At 64.8% G+C, this 18,434-nt stretch carries 15 protein-coding genes; 10 read left to right on the top strand and 5 right to left on the bottom strand.

Annotated features, from left to right (window positions below; translation table 11 throughout):
- Positions 1-102 precede the first annotated feature (102 nt).
- The 3 genes from BM075_RS11995 (at position 103) to BM075_RS11985 (ending at position 2,891) form a co-directional block, all read left to right on the top strand.
- Entirely contained in the window at positions 103-753 is a 651-nt protein-coding gene (locus BM075_RS11995; RefSeq protein ID WP_143089866.1) for a DUF6639 family protein, read from the top strand.
- A gap of 108 nt (positions 754-861) precedes the next feature.
- Entirely contained in the window at positions 862-2,154 is a 1,293-nt protein-coding gene (serS, locus tag BM075_RS11990; protein WP_093360923.1) for a serine--tRNA ligase, read from the top strand.
- Positions 2,151-2,891, top strand: coding sequence for a hypothetical protein (locus tag BM075_RS11985; RefSeq protein ID WP_245758830.1), 741 nt, complete (start codon positions 2,151-2,153; stop codon positions 2,889-2,891). Before serS ends, BM075_RS11985 begins: the two co-directional genes overlap by 4 nt.
- 33 nt (positions 2,892-2,924) lie before the next feature.
- Here BM075_RS11985 and der read toward each other — a convergent pair whose 3' ends face one another.
- From der to BM075_RS11970, 3 genes are all read right to left on the bottom strand, one after another.
- Positions 2,925-4,394, bottom strand: a complete 1,470-nt coding sequence (gene der, locus BM075_RS11980; RefSeq protein ID WP_093360921.1) for a ribosome biogenesis GTPase Der — start codon at positions 4,392-4,394, stop codon at positions 2,925-2,927.
- Positions 4,395-4,452: 58 nt separating this feature from the next.
- Positions 4,453-5,805 (bottom strand): outer membrane protein assembly factor BamB family protein, encoded by a 1,353-nt coding sequence (locus tag BM075_RS11975; RefSeq protein WP_245758829.1) that lies wholly within the window; start codon positions 5,803-5,805, stop codon positions 4,453-4,455.
- A 68-nt stretch (positions 5,806-5,873) separates the two neighbouring features.
- Positions 5,874-6,533: a hypothetical protein gene (locus BM075_RS11970; protein ID WP_093360919.1), complete on the bottom strand. Its 660-nt coding sequence runs from the start codon at positions 6,531-6,533 to the stop codon at positions 5,874-5,876.
- A gap of 266 nt (positions 6,534-6,799) precedes the next feature.
- Between BM075_RS11970 and BM075_RS11965 the strand changes: the two genes are divergently transcribed.
- Both BM075_RS11965 and BM075_RS11960 read left to right on the top strand, forming a co-directional pair.
- Complete coding sequence (locus tag BM075_RS11965) at positions 6,800-8,062, top strand: efflux RND transporter periplasmic adaptor subunit (RefSeq protein ID WP_093360918.1); 1,263 nt, start codon at positions 6,800-6,802, stop codon at positions 8,060-8,062.
- A 25-nt stretch (positions 8,063-8,087) separates the two neighbouring features.
- Positions 8,088-11,846: an efflux RND transporter permease subunit gene (locus BM075_RS11960; RefSeq protein ID WP_093360917.1), complete on the top strand. Its 3,759-nt coding sequence runs from the start codon at positions 8,088-8,090 to the stop codon at positions 11,844-11,846.
- A gap of 82 nt (positions 11,847-11,928) precedes the next feature.
- Here the strand turns inward: BM075_RS11960 and BM075_RS11955 are convergent, their stop codons facing one another.
- Both BM075_RS11955 and BM075_RS11950 read right to left on the bottom strand, forming a co-directional pair.
- Positions 11,929-12,306 carry a hypothetical protein gene (locus BM075_RS11955; RefSeq protein ID WP_093360916.1) on the bottom strand — a complete coding sequence of 126 codons (378 nt, stop codon included), beginning with the start codon at positions 12,304-12,306 and terminating at the stop codon, positions 11,929-11,931.
- A gap of 164 nt (positions 12,307-12,470) precedes the next feature.
- Positions 12,471-14,288, bottom strand: a complete 1,818-nt coding sequence (locus BM075_RS11950; protein ID WP_093360915.1) for an ABCB family ABC transporter ATP-binding protein/permease — start codon at positions 14,286-14,288, stop codon at positions 12,471-12,473.
- Positions 14,289-14,445: 157 nt separating this feature from the next.
- On the opposite strand from BM075_RS11950, the gene BM075_RS11945 reads away from it, so the two are divergent.
- From BM075_RS11945 to BM075_RS11925, 5 genes are all read left to right on the top strand, one after another.
- Positions 14,446-15,525 (top strand): ABC transporter ATP-binding protein, encoded by a 1,080-nt coding sequence (locus BM075_RS11945; protein WP_093360914.1) that lies wholly within the window; start codon positions 14,446-14,448, stop codon positions 15,523-15,525.
- Between the two features lie 316 nt (positions 15,526-15,841).
- Positions 15,842-16,069, top strand: a complete 228-nt coding sequence (locus tag BM075_RS11940) for a twin-arginine translocase TatA/TatE family subunit (protein WP_093360913.1) — start codon at positions 15,842-15,844, stop codon at positions 16,067-16,069.
- Positions 16,070-16,110: 41 nt separating this feature from the next.
- Positions 16,111-16,623 (top strand): Sec-independent protein translocase protein TatB, encoded by a 513-nt coding sequence (gene tatB / locus BM075_RS11935; protein WP_093360912.1) that lies wholly within the window; start codon positions 16,111-16,113, stop codon positions 16,621-16,623.
- Positions 16,624-16,628: 5 nt separating this feature from the next.
- Entirely contained in the window at positions 16,629-17,528 is a 900-nt protein-coding gene (gene tatC / locus BM075_RS11930; RefSeq protein ID WP_093360911.1) for a twin-arginine translocase subunit TatC, read from the top strand.
- Entirely contained in the window at positions 17,528-18,379 is an 852-nt protein-coding gene (locus BM075_RS11925) for an ATP-binding protein (RefSeq protein WP_093360910.1), read from the top strand. Before tatC ends, BM075_RS11925 begins: the two co-directional genes overlap by 1 nt.
- Positions 18,380-18,434: the final 55 nt, after the last annotated feature.

Raw genomic sequence — 18,434 nt, 5'->3', positions numbered from 1 at the left:
ACCGGGACCGGAAATGTGGTATGGTTGTGTATGCGCCCACTCCATCCAAACAGGCGCACCTTGCGCCGCCCGGCGCGCAGTCTGCGCGGGCTGGCGGAGATCGTGGCTGCACTTTCCCTATCCATCGCCCCGGCATTGGCGGACCCGGTCGCCTGCCCGGACCCGATGTTCCGCGTGGAGGCCCCGACCGATGCATTTTTTCAACAGGCATGCGCGGCGGCACAGGACGCACGAGATGCCGTCTCCGTCTGTGGCCTGACCCTTCAAGCGCCGGTCGACATCCAGCTTGTCGAGAACCTGTCCCTCCCTCTCGGTCAGTGCCTTGCCTCCTACGACAGCGATAGAAATGCGCTGGCGATCATCCGTCCCGATCTACTTTTGCAGCGGCTGGGACCCGGCGACTCCTATGCCTCTCTGCCCCCCGATATCGTGTTCCGTTCGCTTATGCGTCACGAAATGGCCCATGCGCTGCTCTACCAGGCCACCCAACCCGGAAAGAAAATCCCGCTCGTCGATCACGAATTCGTGGCGAACGCGTTGGAAATCGGCGGACTTGACGAGGCGGCGCGGCACGCCCTGCTGGACGCTGCCAAGGTCGACTGGCCGCCCACGGCGGACGTGATCAATTCGTCGATCTACATGCTCGCGCCGCGGAAGTTTGCCGTTGCAAGCTGGCGGTACTACCGCGCCAGAGGCTGCGCGCCCATCGAAGCAATTCAGGACGGCACATATTCTTTCATGGAACGGCACTGACCCCTGCCCAACGGCTGCGGTACGTGCCGAAACGGCATCCCCCCTTTTCTCCCCGCCCGCTTTGCGGCATGACGCGCTTGCAGCCAAGCAGTGGCCATGGAGAGACCGATGCACGACATTCGCTTCATTCGCGACAACCCGGACGCTTTCGACGCCGGTCTGGCGAAGCTGGGAATTTCGGCGATGTCTTCGGAAATCCTTGCCGTGGACGCCGCCCGCCGGGAGAAGATCGCGGCCGCCGAGGCGGCCCAAGCGGAGCGGAACGCGGCGTCCAAGCAGGTGGGCGCCGCCAAGGCCAAGGGCGATGAGGCGGAATTCGAACGTCTGCGCGGCCTGATGACGGAGAAGAAGGACGAGATCGCCCGGCTGGAAGAGGAAGCGAAAACTGAGGACGCGCGTCTGCGCGACTTGCTGGTGAGCTTGCCGAACCTGCCGCTTGATGAGGTCCCCGTCGGCGCGGACGAAAACGACAACGTCGAGATCCGCCGCTGGGGCGAGCCGAAGACCTTCGACTTCGCGCCGAAGGAGCATTACGAGCTCGCTGCGGTTCAGGATGGAATGGACTTCGAGACGGCGGCGAAACTTGCTGGTTCCCGCTTCGTGCTGATGTCCGGCGCCGTGGCGCGGGTTCACCGGGCGCTGGCACAGTTCATGCTCGACACCCACACCACGGAGCACGGCCTGACGGAGGTCAACGGCCCGGTGATGGTGCGCGAAGAGATGATGTTCGGAACGGGGCAACTGCCCAAGTTCGGCGAAGATTCCTACCTCTTGCGGGAAGGCTGGTGGCTGATCCCGACGTCGGAGGTGACGCTTACCAACATCGTCAACGATTGCATTATCGAGGAAAGCTACCTCCCCCGCCGCTACACCGCGCATTCGCTCTGCTTCCGGTCGGAAGCCGGCAGCGCGGGCAAGGACACGTCCGGGATGCTCCGCCAGCACCAGTTCGAAAAGGTCGAGATGGTCTCCGTCACCCATCCCGACAAAAGCCTGGAAGAGCATGAGCGGATGACCCGCTGCGCCGAGGCGATCCTGGAAAAGCTCGGGCTTCCTTACAGGACTGTCGTGCTGTGCACCGGCGATATGGGCTTCGGCGCGCGCAAGACGCATGACATCGAGGTCTGGCTGCCGGGGCAGAACGCGTACCGCGAGATTTCCTCCGTGTCGGTCTGCGGCGCCTTCCAGGCTCGCCGCATGAACGCCCGCTTCCGCCCCGACGGCGGTGGCAAGCCGGAGTTCGTGCATACCCTGAACGGCTCGGGCCTCGCCGTGGGGCGGTGCCTTATCGCCGTGCTGGAGAACGGCCAGCAAGCGGACGGATCGGTCGAACTGCCCCAAGCGCTCCATCCGTGGCTTGGCGGCAAGACCCGCATCACAGCTGAGGGGCAGATGGCGTGAGCGACCTCCCGGACCCCCGGAGCGAAAGCCCGGGCCACATGAAATCCATCCTCGTGGTGACGGCGGCGGTTGCCTTCGCCGTCATCACGTTCTCCGTTCCCTTCAGCGGCTTCGATCCGTCGGTGTTCCCGGTGCCGCAGGCCGACCCGCCGGTGCAGCCGGCCGGCTATGCCTTCGCCATCTGGGGCGTGATCTTTCTGGGGCTTCTGGCCCATGCGCTCTTCGGCCTCGTCAAACGGTCCGACGACACGCATTGGGATGCCCCGCGCTGGCCGCTCATCGTTTCCATGGTCCTGGGCACTCCCTGGACGGCCGTCGCCAATTTCAGCCCCGTCTGGGCGACCATCCTGATCTTCGCCATGCTCGTAACCGCGCTTGCGGCGCTTCTCAGCACGCTCTCGCGCTATGACCGCTGGCTCCTGCGCGCGCCGTTGGCGCTTTACGCGGGCTGGCTGACGGTGGCGAGCTTCGCCGGTCTCGCCGTCGTTTGTGCCGGCTACGCAATCGGCCCGAACGCCACGGTCTGGGCGTGGATTGCGCTGCTCGCGGCGGGCGGGCTTGCCATCTGGGTGCAACTGCGGCTGGACGGAACGCCGGAATACGCGCTCGCCGTGGCCTGGGGGCTGCTCGGCGTCGCCGCTGCAAATATCGGCCGCGATTGGGGTCTTGTGGCCCTTCCGGTCCTGCTGAGCCTCGCGGTGGGTGTCGCGTGGAACGTCAGCCGGCAATCGGACTGACGTTTCCACCGCCGCGCCACCAGCGCCGGGCGCTTAGCCGGACAGCTTTTTACCCCGGTGCTTGCGCAGCCGGGACGGCGTGGACTTCTTCTTGTCCTTGTACGGGTTCTTGTCCGCTTGGCTGCGGAACGTCAGCCTGATCGGTGTTCCCGGCATGTCAAAGTCTTCCCGCAAGCCATTGACGAGATAGCGTTTATAGCTATCCGCAAGCTTGTCCGGAAAAGACGTCATGATCACGAACGCCGGTGGGCGCGTCTTGACCTGGGTGATGTAGCGCAGCTTGATCCGCTTACCCTGCGGCGCCGGGGGCGGATGGGCCTCCAGCATTCCGGTCATCCATTGGTTCAGCTTCGCCGTCGGAATGCGGCGGTTCCAGACCTCGTGGGCCCGCACGATGGCATCGTGCAGCCGATCCAGACCCCGACCCGTCTTGGCAGAAACCGTGATAAGCGGCGCGCCCTTGAGTTGCGGCAGCAACCGCTCGAACGCCTCTTTGAGCCCCGCGAGCTTGCCCTGCTTTTCGTCCTCGAGGTCCCACTTGTTCACTGCCACCACGACCGCGCGGCCCTCGCGCTCGGCAAGGTCGGCAATCCGCAGGTCCTGCTGCTCGAAGGGGATTTCCACATCGAGCAGCACGACGACCACTTCGGCAAACTTCACCGCGCGCAGCCCGTCGGAGACCGACAGCTTCTCCAGCTTCTCCTGCACCTTCGCCTTCTTCCGCATCCCAGCGGTGTCGAAGATGCGCATTGGGGTGCCATTCCATTCGATGGGCAGCGAGATGGCATCGCGGGTGATGCCCGCCTCGGGGCCAGTCAGCAGCCGGTCCTCGCCAAGGATCTTGTTGATCAGCGTGGACTTTCCGGCATTCGGCCGGCCGACAACGGCCACTTGGAGAGGGTGCGCCCGGGTGATGCGCGGCGCGGTGTCCACATCCTCCAGTTCGTCATCGTCCTCCGGCAGGTCCACATCGGTGACCGGGGCCTCGGCCTCGGCCCGTTCCGCGAAGGCATCGGCGAGCGGCATGAGCGCCGCATGCAGGTCCGCCATCCCTTCCCCGTGCTCGGCCGAAATCCGGATCGGATCGCCAAGTCCCAAGCCGTAAGCCTCGTAGACGCCCGCCTCGCTTGCGTTGCTCTCCGCCTTGTTGGCGGCCAGCAGAACGTGGGCGGACTTGCGGCGCAGGATATCGGCGAAGACCTCGTCAGCCGGTGTCACCCCTTCCCGAGCGTCGAGGATGAACAGGCACACATCGGCCATCTCGACCGCCCGCTCCGTCAACCGTCGCATCCGGCCCTGAAGGCTTTCGTCCGTGGCCTCCTCCAAACCCGCGGTGTCGATCACGGTGAAGCGCAGATCCCCCAGCCGCGCCTCGCCCTCGCGCAGATCGCGGGTCACGCCCGGCTGGTCGTCCACCAGAGCCAGGCGCTTGCCCACCAGGCGGTTGAACAGCGTGGATTTGCCAACATTGGGGCGGCCCACGAGGGCCAGGGTGAAGCTCATGGTCTTGCTCGCGATAGCGGGACTCGGGTCAGACCCGTCCCTTTAGCGGATGCGCGGCTCAACGGAAAGCGAGCAGTTCACCTTTCGTCGTCACCACATAGAGCGTCCGGTTGACCACGACGGGGTTGGTGGTCGCGCCACCCGGGATCGGCACCTGGGACAGCAACGCGCCGCTCTGCGGGCTGAAGCTGCGGATGTAGCCATCGTCCGAGGCAACGACCAGCCGCCCGCCGGCCAGGACAGGACCGTAGTGAGCGAACACCGCCTGATGCCGCCGTGGGCGGGAATTCTTGAAGCCCGGCAGGTCCGTCGCCCAGATCACCTCGCCCGTCGCCGCGTCGATGCGCACGAGCTGTTGAATGTCCGTCACGGCAAAAACCGACCCGCTCTCGACGACCACCGGGCTCATGGCGCCTTCGGTCGCGGTCCAGATCCGTTCGCCGTTGTTTACGTCAATCGCCGCGATCCGGCCGGAGGGGGATCCGGCGTAGAGCGTGTTGCCGACGATGACCGGGTCAGAGGAGATGTCGCTCACACCCGCATAGGCGCGCCCGCGTCGTTGCCCGGCGAGGATCGCGGTCCAGAGCCGGATACCGCCACGGCGCAGCGTTGCCACAAGTTCCGCCGAGCCGAAGGGGAAGACCGCGACGCGATCCGTTACCGCGGGCCCCGCGCCGTTCACCGTGGCCGAGGCCGTCGGCGCCGCCGGCAGTTCCCATTGCAGCCGACCGTCGGATGCACGGACCGCGAAGGCGCGGTTGTCACGGCTGCTGACGTAGACGAGGTCGCCGAAGATCGTTGGCGCCCCGGAGACCGGCGCGTCAAAGTCCTGCACCCACAGGGTCCCGCCGGTCGCGGGATCGAGCGCGTGAAGCTCCCCAAAGCCAGTGGTCACCAACATGCGTCCGCCGCCAATGGCCAACCCGCCGCCAGAGGCGTCGCCGGTCCGGTCGGACGGCGGCGTCAGGTTACGCGACCAGAGCGTTCCACCGCCGGTGGACAGCCCCGAAACGGTACTTTGCGCATCCAGCGTGAAAACCCGGCCGTCCGCCACCACGGGATCGGCCGTAATCTTGGCCTTGCGCGTTTCGCCCGCGCCGATGCGGGCGGACCACACTTGCGTCAGTGTGGGGCCGAGCGCCGGGTGCTGCAGCCGGTGCGCGGGAGAGCCGCCGCGATGGGTCCAGGATGTGTGGTTGACCTGCGCGGGCATCGAGAACGGCACGTTGCGCGACATCGCCGAGGCAGGCATCGCTCCGTCAATCCGCGGCACCGCCCCGGCGCCTGCCAGTGCAAGCCCCTCCGGAGAGCGAATGTCGTAGCGTTCGCCGGGAAGGCGTTGCTCGTCGGAGCAACCCGCGAGCGTCAGGGCCAGCGCAACCGCACCAACCGTCAATGCCAGTGACTTCACCGCTCGTTCTCCCGTCCTTCCACATGCCGCCGCGAGCCGTGCCGCGCCGGCCGATCCGCCGTTCCGGCTCATCCGTTCCCGGTATCCGGGTCTCCCCCAAGCGCGACGATCAGCTGCGCGATCCGCTGCAACAGATCCTGGGTCAGGCCCGGCTCCTCCAGCAGCGACTGCGCCGCCGCCACCGCGTCCTCCGTCTGGCCCGCCGCGGCAAGATCCAACGCGCGCTGCTCCAGCGCAAGGTTGCGATAGGGCGCGCCGGGCTGAGCGAGGCGATTGAGTACCTGTTCGCGTTCCTGCGCACCGAAAGCGGCCTCGCCCAAGAGGACCATCTTGAACGCCGCGAGATCGCTGTAAACTTGCGGAACCGACGTGTCCGTCGCCAACGGGCGCAGCAGATCTGCCGCCGCCTTGGGGTTCTCTGCACCCAGTTCCCCCGCTGCCTGCAACAGCGCGACAACGGCCTCCGCATCGCCATCCGCGGCAACCGTTTCGAGCGCGGAGGCACGCGCGGCCGGCGCCTCGGAATCCATGGCGGCGAGCACGTTGTCGCCGAGCGCTTCGGCCTCGGCCCGCGCGCTGGCCTTGCGGTATTCGTTCCAGGCAGCGCCGCCCACGATCAGCACCACGATCAGGATCGCGATCCAGCCGTATTTCTTCAGCATCAGAAAGAGCTTGTCGCGACGAACGGCCTCGTTCACCTCGTCGATGAAGCTGTCTGCTTGGCTCATGCTTTCCAATCCTCGTTCGGCACCGGCACACGCGGCCCGCCGGGGCCGTGAAAACGTCTCCTCTTACCCCGAAGCCAGCAAGGATGCCAACCCCGGAGAACACGGAGCGATGCGGGTTCCAATCCGGCCAAGGTGCTGTGTGACGTTAAGGTAAGCCTGCTCGCCATACTGCCCTCAAACCGCTTTGACCCTTGCTTTTTCACGCAGGAACGCACATTTGTCCGGCAAATTATGTGTATTCAGCCGACAGCGAGAGGCAATTTCGCATGAGGTGGTTTTCGATCCTCATAGCGGCCGTGGTCGCCGCGCTCATTTTTATGCTCGTGATGCATCGGGAAAGCGTGTTCCGTTTTGCGGGCATGGACGTGGACGAGGCCGCGCCGGCCAACGTGCCGAATGAGCCGGAGGAGGCGGCGGCCGAGGTCACGGATGACGTGGACCGGGTGTCGGTGGTCGCTATGGAATCCCTCACACAGGTGATCGATAGCGCAGTGCTCGTTCGCGGCCGGACGGAAGCGGCACGGCAGGTAGAGGTGCGGGCGGAAACGACGGGGCAGATCGTGTCCGATCCGCTGCGTAAGGGCGCTCTGGTGAAAGCCGGGCAGCTTCTGTGTGAGATCGAACCCGGTGTCCGACTGGCGCAACTCTCCGAGGCCAAGGCGCAACTTGCGTCGGCGAAGGCCGGCCTGCCTGTCTCCGAAGCACGGGTCGAGGAGGCTCAGGCCCTGCTGGAGGAGGCTGAGATCAACGACCGCGCCGCCAGTCGGCTCGGTCGGGAAGGGTTTGCCTCCGAAACGCGCGTCGCCTCGACCCGCGCGTCTGTGAGTTCCGCCCGTGCGGGCGTTGCATCTGCGCGTTCGGGGCTGGAGGCGGCCACCTCGCAGGTGGAGGCCGCCGCCGCCGCCGTCGCGCTGGCCGAGAAGGAAATCGACCGGTTGACCATCGAGGCCCCTTTCGACGGCCTGCTTGAGACCGACACCGCCGAACTCGGCGCGCTGATGCAGCCCGGCTCGGCCTGCGCCACCGTGATCCAGCTCGATCCGATGAAGCTGGTCGGATTCGTTTCCGAAACCCAGGTCGGCCACGTCGAGGTGGGCGCACCCGCGACGGCGCGGCTGATCTCGGGAGATACGGTCGCCGGCACGGTGACCTTCCTGTCGCGGTCAGCCGACGAGCAGACGCGGACGTTCCGCGTCGAGGTTCAGGTGCCCAACCCGGACCTGCGCATTCGCGACGGTCAGACCGCCGACATCGCCATCGAGGCCGATGGGGCCAAGGCGCATCTGGTGCCCGGCTCCGCGCTGACCCTGGATGATTCGGGTAAGCTGGGCCTGCGCATTGTCGAGGAGGCACAGGACGGCACCGGGCCGGTGGCCGCCTTCGCGCCGGTCGACTTCCTCCGCGACACACCGGAGGGCATCTGGATCGCTGGCCTGCCGGAGCGGGCAGAGATCATCATCGTCGGGCAAGAATATGTGACCGAAGGCGTTCCGCTGGACGTAACTTACAGGGAAACCGTAAGCCAGTAGCCGCACCGAAAGGGACTGCGCCGCCATGACAGGCATCGTCGACTGGGCCTCGCACCATACGCGGATGATCATCGGCATCATCCTGCTCTCGGTCGTTGCCGGGGCGATCACCTACATCAACCTGCCAAAGGAAGGCGAGCCGGACATCGAGATCCCGGCGGTGTTCATCTCCGTCCCCTTCCCCGGCATCTCCGCCGAGGATGCCGAGAAGCTGCCGATCAAGCCCATGGAGACCGAAATGTCGGATCTCGACGGGCTGGAGACGATGACCGGCACCGCCGTGGAGGGCTATGCCAACCTGGTGCTGGAATTCGAATTCGGCTGGGACAAGTCGGCCACGCTGGCCGACGTCCGGGCGGCGATGAACAAGGCCGAAGCGAACTTTCCCGAAGGTGCCGAGAACTACACCGTCGACGAGTTCAACTTCTCCGAATTCCCGATTATCATCGTCACCCTGTCGGGTCCCCTGCCCGAGCGAACATTGCTGAAACTTGCCAACGGCTTGCAGGACCGTCTTGAAGGGTTGGAGCCGGTTCTGGAGGCCGCACTGGCCGGGCACCGGGACGAGATGGTCGAGGTCACGATCGACCCGCTGAAGCTGGAATCCTACAACGTCACCGCCGGTGAGCTGATCAATGCAGTGGTCAACAACAACCAGCTCATCGCCGCCGGCGAGGTTGAGACGGAGGGTGGCGCCTTCTCGGTCAAGATCCCCTCATCCTTCGAGACCACCGCGGACATCTACGATCTTCCGGTCAAGGTGAACGGCGACTCCGTCATCACGCTCGGCGATCTGGCCACAATCTCGCTTACCTTCGAAGACCGTCAGGGCACCGCGCGCTTCGACGGCGAGAAATCCGTCGCGCTGCAGGTGGTCAAGCGCAAGGGCTACAACGTGATCGACATGGCCGCGCTCGTGCGTGAGACCGTCGCCGCGGAAAAGGCCACGTGGCCGCCGGAGCTGCAGGACGCCATCGTCGTCAGCACCTCCAACGATCAGTCGGTACAGGTGGAATCCATGGTGCGCCAGCTAGAGGGGTCCGTGCTGACCGCCATCGGCCTGGTCATGATTGTGATCCTGGCCGCCCTCGGCCCGCGCCCGTCGCTGTTGGTGGGCTTTGCGATCCCGACATCATTTCTCCTCTGCTTCGGCTTCCTCGCAATCATGGACGTGGCGATTTCCAACATGGTGATGTTCGGCCTGATCCTCGCCGTGGGGATGCTGGTGGACGGAGCCATCGTGGTGGTCGAATACGCAGACACCCGCATCAAGAGCGGCACGGGGCCGATGCACGCCTATGTCGAGGCGTCGAAGCGGATGTTCTGGCCCATCGTAAGCTCCACCGCGACCACACTTTGCGCCTTCCTGCCTATGCTGTTCTGGCCGGGCGTCTCCGGCGAATTCATGAAGATGCTCCCGATCACGCTTATCTTCGTGCTGTCGGCCTCGCTGATTGTGGCGCTCATCTTTCTGCCGGTGGTGGGTGGCGTCTCCGGCCGGCTGGCGCGCACGTTCCACCATCTCGCAGAGCGCCTGCGTCGCTGGCCATGGGCTGTGCGTGCTGCGCTGGTGCCAGTCGCGCTCTACCTCATCTTCCTGGGCGCCATGCAGGTGCTCAACCCGCACTACCTTCTGCCCGACGCCACACGCGCAACGGCCGGACGGCTTTTCGGGGCGGTCGTGCTGGTCCTGGGTGCCTTCGCCTCCTCCATCACCATGGACGCCGCCAAGGTGCAGTGGCGCAAGCAACGCGTTCAGGCCGGGTACCAGCGGACTGCTTTCGGCTGGCTGATCCGGTTCCTGACCGGCAACCCGATCATGCCCGTCGTCGTGATTGCCGGCGTGGCCTTCGTCGTCATGGCGACGTTTCAATACTACGGCCAGAACAATCGGGGCACAGAGTTCTTCGTCGAATCCGAGCCGGAGCAGGCAATTGTCTACGTACGCGCCCGCGGAAATCTGGGGATCGACGAGAAGGACGAACTGGTTCACCAGGTGGAACAAATCGTTCTCCAAGAACCGGGCGTGGACAGCGTTTTCGCTTTTGCCGGCGATGGCGGGCTGAACGCCAACACCGGGGGGGCCTCCAGCCCGCGCGACACCATTGGGCAAGTTCAAATCGAGCTGGTTCGTTGGGACGATCGAAAGGATCGCCCGGATCTGGACGGCGATCTGGTTCTCGCACGCATTCAGGAGAAATTATCTGAGATCCCGGGAATTTACACGGAGACGCTCAACCTTTCCATGGGTCCGGGCTCGGGCAAACCGATCCATTTGCAACTGTCGGGCGACGACTGGGATAGCCTGCGCGAGGCGGTGGCAATAACCCGCGCGAAGTTCGAGTCCGTGCCGGGACTGATAGATGTCGAGGACACCCTGCCGCTTCCCGGTATCGACTGGCAGATCGACGTGGATGTCGAGAAGGCGGGCCGCTACGGCGCGGACGTCGCCACCGTCGGCGCGATGGTGCAGCTCGTCACCCGCGGCATCCTTCTCGACACGATGCGGGTGGACACATCCGACGAAGAAATTGACATCCGGGTCCGCCTGCCCGAGGAGGACCGGCTGCTCTCTACTTTGGACACGCTCAAGGTGCGCACTGCAGACGGCCTGGTGCCGCTTGCGAACTTCATCACCCGCCAGCCGGTGCCCAAGCTGGCCCGGATCGACCGGGTGGACGGGCGGCGCACCTACGACCTGAAGGCCGACGTCGCGCCAAACCTTGTGAAACTCGTTAACGGTGCTGGCGAGACCGTGGAAGTCGTCCACGCCTCGGACCCTGACACCCGCCCCTCCGTCGCCGAGATGATCGAGCGCGATAACCTGTCCGTTGTGCCGATCAATGCAACGGAGAGAATCGGCCTGCTGACGGGGTGGTTGACCTCCGAGGAACCGCTGCCCGAGGGGATCGGCTGGCAATGGACGGGCGATCAGGAGGAGCAGGAGGAAAGCCAGGCGTTTCTCATGAGCGCCTTCGCAGGTGCCCTTGGTCTGATGTTCGTGATCCTGCTGACGCAGTTTAACAGCCTCTACAATGCCGTTCTGGTGCTGCTGGCCGTGGTGCTTTCCACCACCGGTGTCCTCATCGGCATGATCGTGATGGGCCAGCCGTTTTCGATCATCATGACCGGCACGGGCATCGTTGCGCTCGCCGGAATCGTGGTGAACAACAATATCGTGCTGATCGACACCTATCAGGAGTTCAGCCAGTACATGCCGCGGCTGGAGGCCATCGCGCGGACAGCGGAGCAGCGGTTGCGGCCCGTCCTGCTGACCACGTCGACCACCATGGCGGGCCTGATGCCGATGATGTTCGGCCTGTCGCTCGACTTCATCAACGGCGGTTACACCATCGACAGTCCGACCGCGCTCTGGTGGAAGCAACTCGCAACTGCGGTCGTTTTCGGGCTCGGAATTGCGACCGTGCTCACGCTCGTCTTCACCCCGGCGATGCTGGCGGCGCGGGTGTGGTTCTGGAAAGGGGCGTATGGAGGGCTTCACCGTGCGCAGGCGGTCGCGGGCGGCCGCAAGAGCCAGGCGGCGCAGGATCTCGGCCTTACCCGGACGGCCAGTCGGCTCAAGGTGCCCGAACTGGTCTGGATTCCCGTACCCTCCATTCCAGCCGAGGAGCCACCACGCCGCCTCGGCCCGCCCGAACCGTCTAGTGAGACCACCCGAGACGACTCGGCGAAAGACCCCAGCCCGGAAAGCCCGGTGCCCGATACCTCCGACAAGGACGGCGGCAAAGACGGCGGCGACGGGTCCATACAGGCGGCTGAGTGACGGCGGCGGCAGAGGGTTCGCTGGTTCCGACTGCGGGCAGCGACATTATGCTATGAGACACGGCCCACCCGGCGTGGCGTCCTCAGGCGTTCGGGCCTTGCATGGCGCGATGGGTTGAATAATGGCCGGCCGCGCCGGTCACCTCCAGTTGGGTCGACGTGTCCCGCAACGCGGCAAGCCGCGCCTGCGCGTCCGCCCGACGCAGGAACCTCGGAGCGGGATTGTTGCGCGCCGCGCGTGACCGGGCCGCCGCCCGCCGACGCGCAAAACCCATGGCAAAGATGACAGAGATGCAGCCAATCGCGAGGCCGATCGCCAGGACTTGCGTCTGTGCGTCCGCCACCGAACCGAATAGATCACCGACTCTGGTAGAGAGCAGGGTATCGAGCTTGTCCAACCAGTTGGGCTCGAACTGGGGCGCGTACCGATGGCCCGACATTGCACTCAAATCACTCACCATGGGACACCTCCCGAGTGTTGATGCAATTTTAATCATTTGGTTCGGATTGAAGCGAAACTTTGACCCCAAGCGGCCCGAAATGAGGCGCTCCTGTCGATTGGCCCAGCCAGCGCAATGTGCGCCCCTGAGCGGCCCACGGAGGAAAGAGACGGAGTCATTCCGGCCTACGCTGCGTCCGCGCCCTCATCCTCGGCCCGTTGCGTGGCCCACATGCTCGCGTAGCGGCCATGCTGCGCCAGCAGTGCGGCGTGGCTTCCGCGTTCTACCACCCGACCCTCTTCCAGCACGACGATCTCGTCAGCGTCCACGATGGTCGAGAGCCTATGCGCGATAGTGATAACCGTCCGGCCCCGCCCCATGCGCCGCAGCGAGGCCTGAATGCCCTGCTCCGTCCGGGTGTCGAGCGCTGAGGTCGCCTCGTCCAGCAGCAGGATCGGCGGGTTCTTCAGGATCGTTCGCGCGATCCCGACCCGCTGTTTCTCGCCTCCCGACAGCTTCAATCCCCGCTCCCCCACCATCGTGTCGTAGCCACGCGGCAGTGTCTGGATGAAGTCATGGATCTCAGCCGCGCGGGCGGCATCCTCCACCTCCTCGCGGCTTGCCTCGGGCCGGCCATAGGCGATGTTGTACCAGATCGTGTCGTTGAACAGCACCGTATCCTGCGGCACCACGCCGATGGCCTCGTGCAGGGAATGTTGGGTCACGTCCCGCACGTCCTGACCGTCGATCAGCAGGCTCCCGCCGTCCACGTCGTAGAAACGGAAGAGCAGCCGGCCGATGGTCGACTTGCCGGACCCCGTCGGCCCCACGATAGCGAGCGACCGGCCGGCCGGGACCGTGAGGGAAACGCCCTTCAGGATCGGCCGGTCGGACTCGTAGGAAAAGTGCACGTCGTCGAAGACCACCTCGCCGCCGGTGACTGTCAAGGCCGGCGCGTCAGGCTTGTCCACGACCTCCGCCGGCTGCTCCAACAGGTCGAACATCTGTCCCATGTCGACAAGGCTCTGGCGGATCTCCCGATAGACCGTGCCGAGAAAGTTCAGAGGCATGATAATCTGGATCATATAGGCGTTGACCATCACGAAATCGCCAACCGTAAAGTCACCGGAGGACACGCCCCGCGCCGCCATGACCATCACTGCGACGAGCCCGACATTGATCACCAGCCCCTGTCCGAAGTTGATGAGCGCGAGTGAATAGGCAGTCTTCAACGCGGAAGTCTCGTAGCCCGCCATCGCCTCATCATAACGCGCCGCCTCCCGCCGGTCGGCGCCGAAATACTTCACCGTCTCGTAGTTCAGCAACGAGTCGATAGCCCGCTGGTTCGCCTCGTTATCCTGATCGTTCATCTGGCGCCGGATACGCACACGCCACTCGGTAATGGCGAAGGTGAACCAGACATAGAGCACGATAGTGACGACCAGCACCACGAGGAACCGCCAGTCGAAGACCGCCACGAGGATACCGCAGACCATCACCAGCTCCAGCACCAAAGGGCCGATGGAAAACAGCAGGAATCGCAGCAGGAACGACACGCCCTTCACGCCCCGTTCCATGATGCGGCTCAAGGCTCCGGTCTTGCGGCTGATATGGTAACGCAGGGAAAGTGCGTGAATATGGCGGAAGGTCCGGAGCGCCAGCTTGCGCAACGCACCCTGCGCCACACGGGCAAAGATCACGTCACGAAGTTGTTGGAAGCCGATGTTGGTAAGTCGGACGGTCCCATAGGCCACGGTCAGCCCCACTGCGCCAAGCGCAAGCATCGTCGTGCCGTCCGGGGTGTCGCCGGCAAGCGCGTCAACGGCGCCCTTGTAGAGCATCGGCGTCGTCACCGCGATCAGCTTGGCGAGGACGAGCACCGCCATTGCGCCGACCACGCGCAATTTGACGCCCGGCTCGCCCTCCGGCCAGAGGTACGGGGCAACGTCGCGCAGTACTCTCAACCCGCGCTGCCGTTCCACGTGCTCTGTCGCGTCTGCCATTGGTCGCCTTTCGCTGCCGCTGTCGCGCAGCCTATGACCCGCAAAGGGGAAACGCCAGCCGCCCAGCCAAACGTACGCAGACGCCTCCCGCCCTTGCTCACAGAGGCGGGCGCTGCTACCCCTTCCGAAAACCTGACCGAAACAATCGACCAAAACAGTGCCGCAAACGCCGCCCCGCCTAAAGGTTGACGCCATTACCCGCCGGTTCGACGGGCGCGATGTGGTCACTGGCGTTTCGTTGAGCGTCGCGCCCGGCCAGGTGACGTGCCTGCTGGGTCCGTCGGGCTGCGGCAAGTCGACGACACTGCGCATCGTGGCCGGCGTCGACCGGCAGGATTCCGGGCGGATCATCGTGGACGGCGACTGCGTCTCCGACGACGAGCGCCACCTGCCGCCGGAACGGCGCGGCATCGGGCTGATGTTCCAGGATTTCGCGCTGTTTCCGCATCTGAGCGTCGGTGAGAACGTGGCCTTCGCCCTTGACGGCGGGCTACGCCGGAACCGTGAGCGGGTGGGCGACCTGCTGGAACGGGTCGACCTGGGTTCGTTCATCGACGCCTACCCACACCAACTCTCCGGCGGCGAGCAGCAGCGCGTGGCGTTGGTGCGGGCGCTGGCCCCAAAACCTGCGATCATGCTGATGGACGAGCCATTCTCCGGCCTCGACAATCGGCTGCGCGACGACATCCGGGATCGCACACTTGCAGTGCTAAAGGAGGAGAACACCGCCGTTCTCCTGGTCACGCACGAGCCGGATGAGGCCATGCGCATGGCCGACGAGATCGCGCTGATGCGGGCGGGGAAGATCGTCCAGAGGGGCGCGCCCTACCATATATACAACAATCCCGTCGACCGCGCTGCCGCCGCGTTCTTCAGCGATATCAATATTGTGCGGGGCGTTTCTCATGGTGCGCTGACGGAGACGCCCTTCGGTCAGTTCCTGACCCCAGGACACGCAGACGGCACACCGGTGGAGATCGTGATTCGCCCGCAGCACCTGCGGATCGACTTCGACCGGGAAGGCCGCGGACCCAACCCGACACCGACGGACGGGGTGGCGGCCCGAGCCGTCGTCGAGCGTGCCCGCTTCATGGGGCGCGAAAGCCTCGTGGAGTTTCGGATGGACTACGATTCTACCATTCTCAAGGCGACAGTACCGGCGGTCTTCCTGCCGCGACCCGGCACGCCGCTTTGGCTGACGCTTCGGCGGGACCGCTGCTTCGTCTTCCCAAGCTGATGCCGGCGGGACCGGCGCTCTCCCGCCCGTCGTCATGGCATCTGTAGATGCCACTCCTCCCGTTGGGCCGAGCCGCGCGCACGACGCGCGGCTGCGATTTTTCCTCCGAAAAATCGCGCCCGGATCAGACAGAGCGCACCAGTGGACCTCTCGCAAACCACCATGGCGTTCTTCCTGGACCTTTGGACCGATGGTCAAATTCCCGCGCCGTGACCATTTGGGGCTTTGAAGTGCTGCACGAAACTCATAAGTAGTGACGACCTTCAGAAACCACGGGTACGGGCCGGAAAGGGCCCGTCCCACAAGGGAGAGACAGATGGGTATCGGAAATATCGGCGTTCCCGGCCTTATCCTGATCGCGGTCGTCGTTCTCGTACTGTTCGGGCGCGGCAAGGTCTCGTCGCTGATGGGCGAGGTCGGCAAAGGGATCACCGCCTTCAAAAAGGGCGTGGCCGAAGGCAACAAGGATGAGCTGGAGGACAAGTCTGCCTCCTCCGCCCGCGACGTAACCCCCGAGAACACCACCGAGAAGGACAAGGTCTGACGCCCCGCCCCCGTCGGGGGCCGATGGAAGGCTGACGCGACATGTTTGACCTCGGATGGACCGAATTGATGCTGATCGGCATTGTGGCGCTGATCGTGGTGGGCCCCAAGGACCTGCCCGTGATGTTCCGCACCCTCGGCAAATTCACCGCTCGGATGCGCGGGATGGCCCGCGAGTTCACGCGCGCCATGGAAGACGCCGCGGACGAATCCGGCGTACGCGACGTCGCCAAGGACTTTCGGACCATGACAAGCCCAAGAGCCATGGGCGCGGACGCCTTGAGAAAAGCGACGACGTTCGACGATTTCGACCCCTTCGGCGAAGATGACGAGATGGCCGACGAGGCCTCGGCCCGCCCCGCCAAAAAGGGCCCCAAAACTGCTCCGATGACCGAAGAGCGTGCGGACGCGGCGCGCAAGATCCGCGAAAGCGCAGCCGCCAAAGCCCAGGCCCGGCTGGATTCCGAGGCGGAGGTGCAGACCGCCCCGGGGGACTCTGCGGCGCCCGATGCTGCCACGAGAACGGCGCAAGGCCCACAGGAAGGCACGAGCTGACCCGAATGAGCGACCCCACTGACGACGAGATCGAAGACAGCTCCGCCCCGTTGATCGAACACCTGGCGGAACTGCGCACCCGGCTGATCCGCTCGGTCCTGGCCTTTTTCATCGCCATGGTCCTGTGTTTCTTCGTAGCCGAACCGATCCTGAACTTCATGGTCCAGCCGATCGCGGACATCCTGCGGGCGCGCGGCGAGAACCCGCAGTTGATCTTTACCGCCCCACAAGAGAAATTCTTTGTCCTGATCCGGATCTCCCTGATCTTCGGGCTTGCGCTCTCCTTCCCGTATATCGGCTACCAGCTTTGGCGCTTCGTCGCCCCGGGGCTCTATCGCTCGGAAAAGAACGCCTTTCTGCCCTTCCTGGTCGCTTCTCCGCTCCTGTTCCTCGCCGGTGCGTCGTTTGCGCATTTCGTGGTCACGCCGCTGGCGATGAACTTCTTCATCGGCTTCTCCGATGCGATCCCGACGCTTGCCGCGATATTGACCGGCGCGGAGGTTCCGATGGACGTCCAGGACCAGGAACTGCGGACGATCTTCCTCGGCTCGGTCCGCGAGAGCCTTGACCTGACGTTGAAGTTCATTCTCGCGTTCGGCATCTGCTTCCAACTCCCCGTTCTTCTTACGTTAATGGGGAAGGCCGGGCTGGTTTCCGTCGACGGGCTCAAGCACGTGCGTAAATACGCCATCGTCGGCATCCTCACGCTTGCCGCTCTGGTGACGCCGCCGGACGTCATCACCCAGGTGATTTTGTTCACGGTCGTCTATTCGCTCTACGAAATCTCCATCCTCCTGGTGGGCCGCGTCGAGCGGAAACGGAACGAAGAATTGCGCGCCATGGGCATTCTTGACGACGAGGACGAGGTGGACGACGACGCACGCGAAGCGGCAAAGGGCAGCTGATGGACTTCACCGTCGAGGAGCTGGACCGGATCGCCGCGGCGTTGGAGCGCATAGCCCCTGCGCCGGCGGAGGCCCCTGCCTTCGATGCGGCAGAAGCCTTTGTCTGGCACACGGAACCGGATCGGCTCGTCCCGGTGAAAAAGGTCAATCGCGTCGCGCTGTCGCTGCTCGTCGGCATCGACCGAGCGCGGGAGATCCTTCTGGCCAACACGCTCCAGTTCGCGCGCGGTTTGCCCGCGAACAATGCCCTGCTCTGGGGCGCACGCGGGATGGGAAAATCCAGCCTCGTGAAGGCTGTACACGCCGACGTTCGCAAAAAGGGAGAAGATCTGAAAATTGTGGAACTGCAGCGGGAGGACCTGCCGTCGCTCCCTCGGCTTCTCACACTCCTCAGGGGCGCGGCGACCCATCGCTTTCTGCTGTTCTGCGACGACTTGAGCTTCGGCCACGATGACCAGCACTACAAGTCTTTGAAGGCAGTGCTGGATGGCGGCGTGGAGGGTCGGCCGGACAATGTGCTGTTCTACGCGACGTCCAACCGGCGGCACCTGATGCCCCGGGACATGATCGAGAACGAACGCTCGTCAGCGATCAACCCTTCGGAGGCGGTCGAGGAAAAGGTCTCGCTCAGCGACCGCTTCGGCCTCTGGCTGGGCTTTCATCCCTGCAGCCAGGACGAATATCTCGCCATGATTGACGGGTATTGCGAGGCATACGGCCTCTCCATCGCCCCTGACACGCTCAGGGCCGAGGCAATCGAATGGCAAGCAACGCGGGGCGCGCGGTCCGGGCGCGTGGCCTGGCAGTTCTTTCTCGACCTCGCCGGGCGGCAAGGGCTGTCCTTGACCTGACGCGACCCGCCGATCAGCGGGAAGCGACCGACCGTCATCACAACTTTTCGATCCC

The sequence above is a fragment of the Tropicimonas isoalkanivorans genome (genome assembly GCF_900112335.1).
Taxonomy (GTDB): domain Bacteria; phylum Pseudomonadota; class Alphaproteobacteria; order Rhodobacterales; family Rhodobacteraceae; genus Tropicimonas; species Tropicimonas isoalkanivorans.
This window is presented reverse-complemented; position numbering and strand designations above follow the sequence as displayed.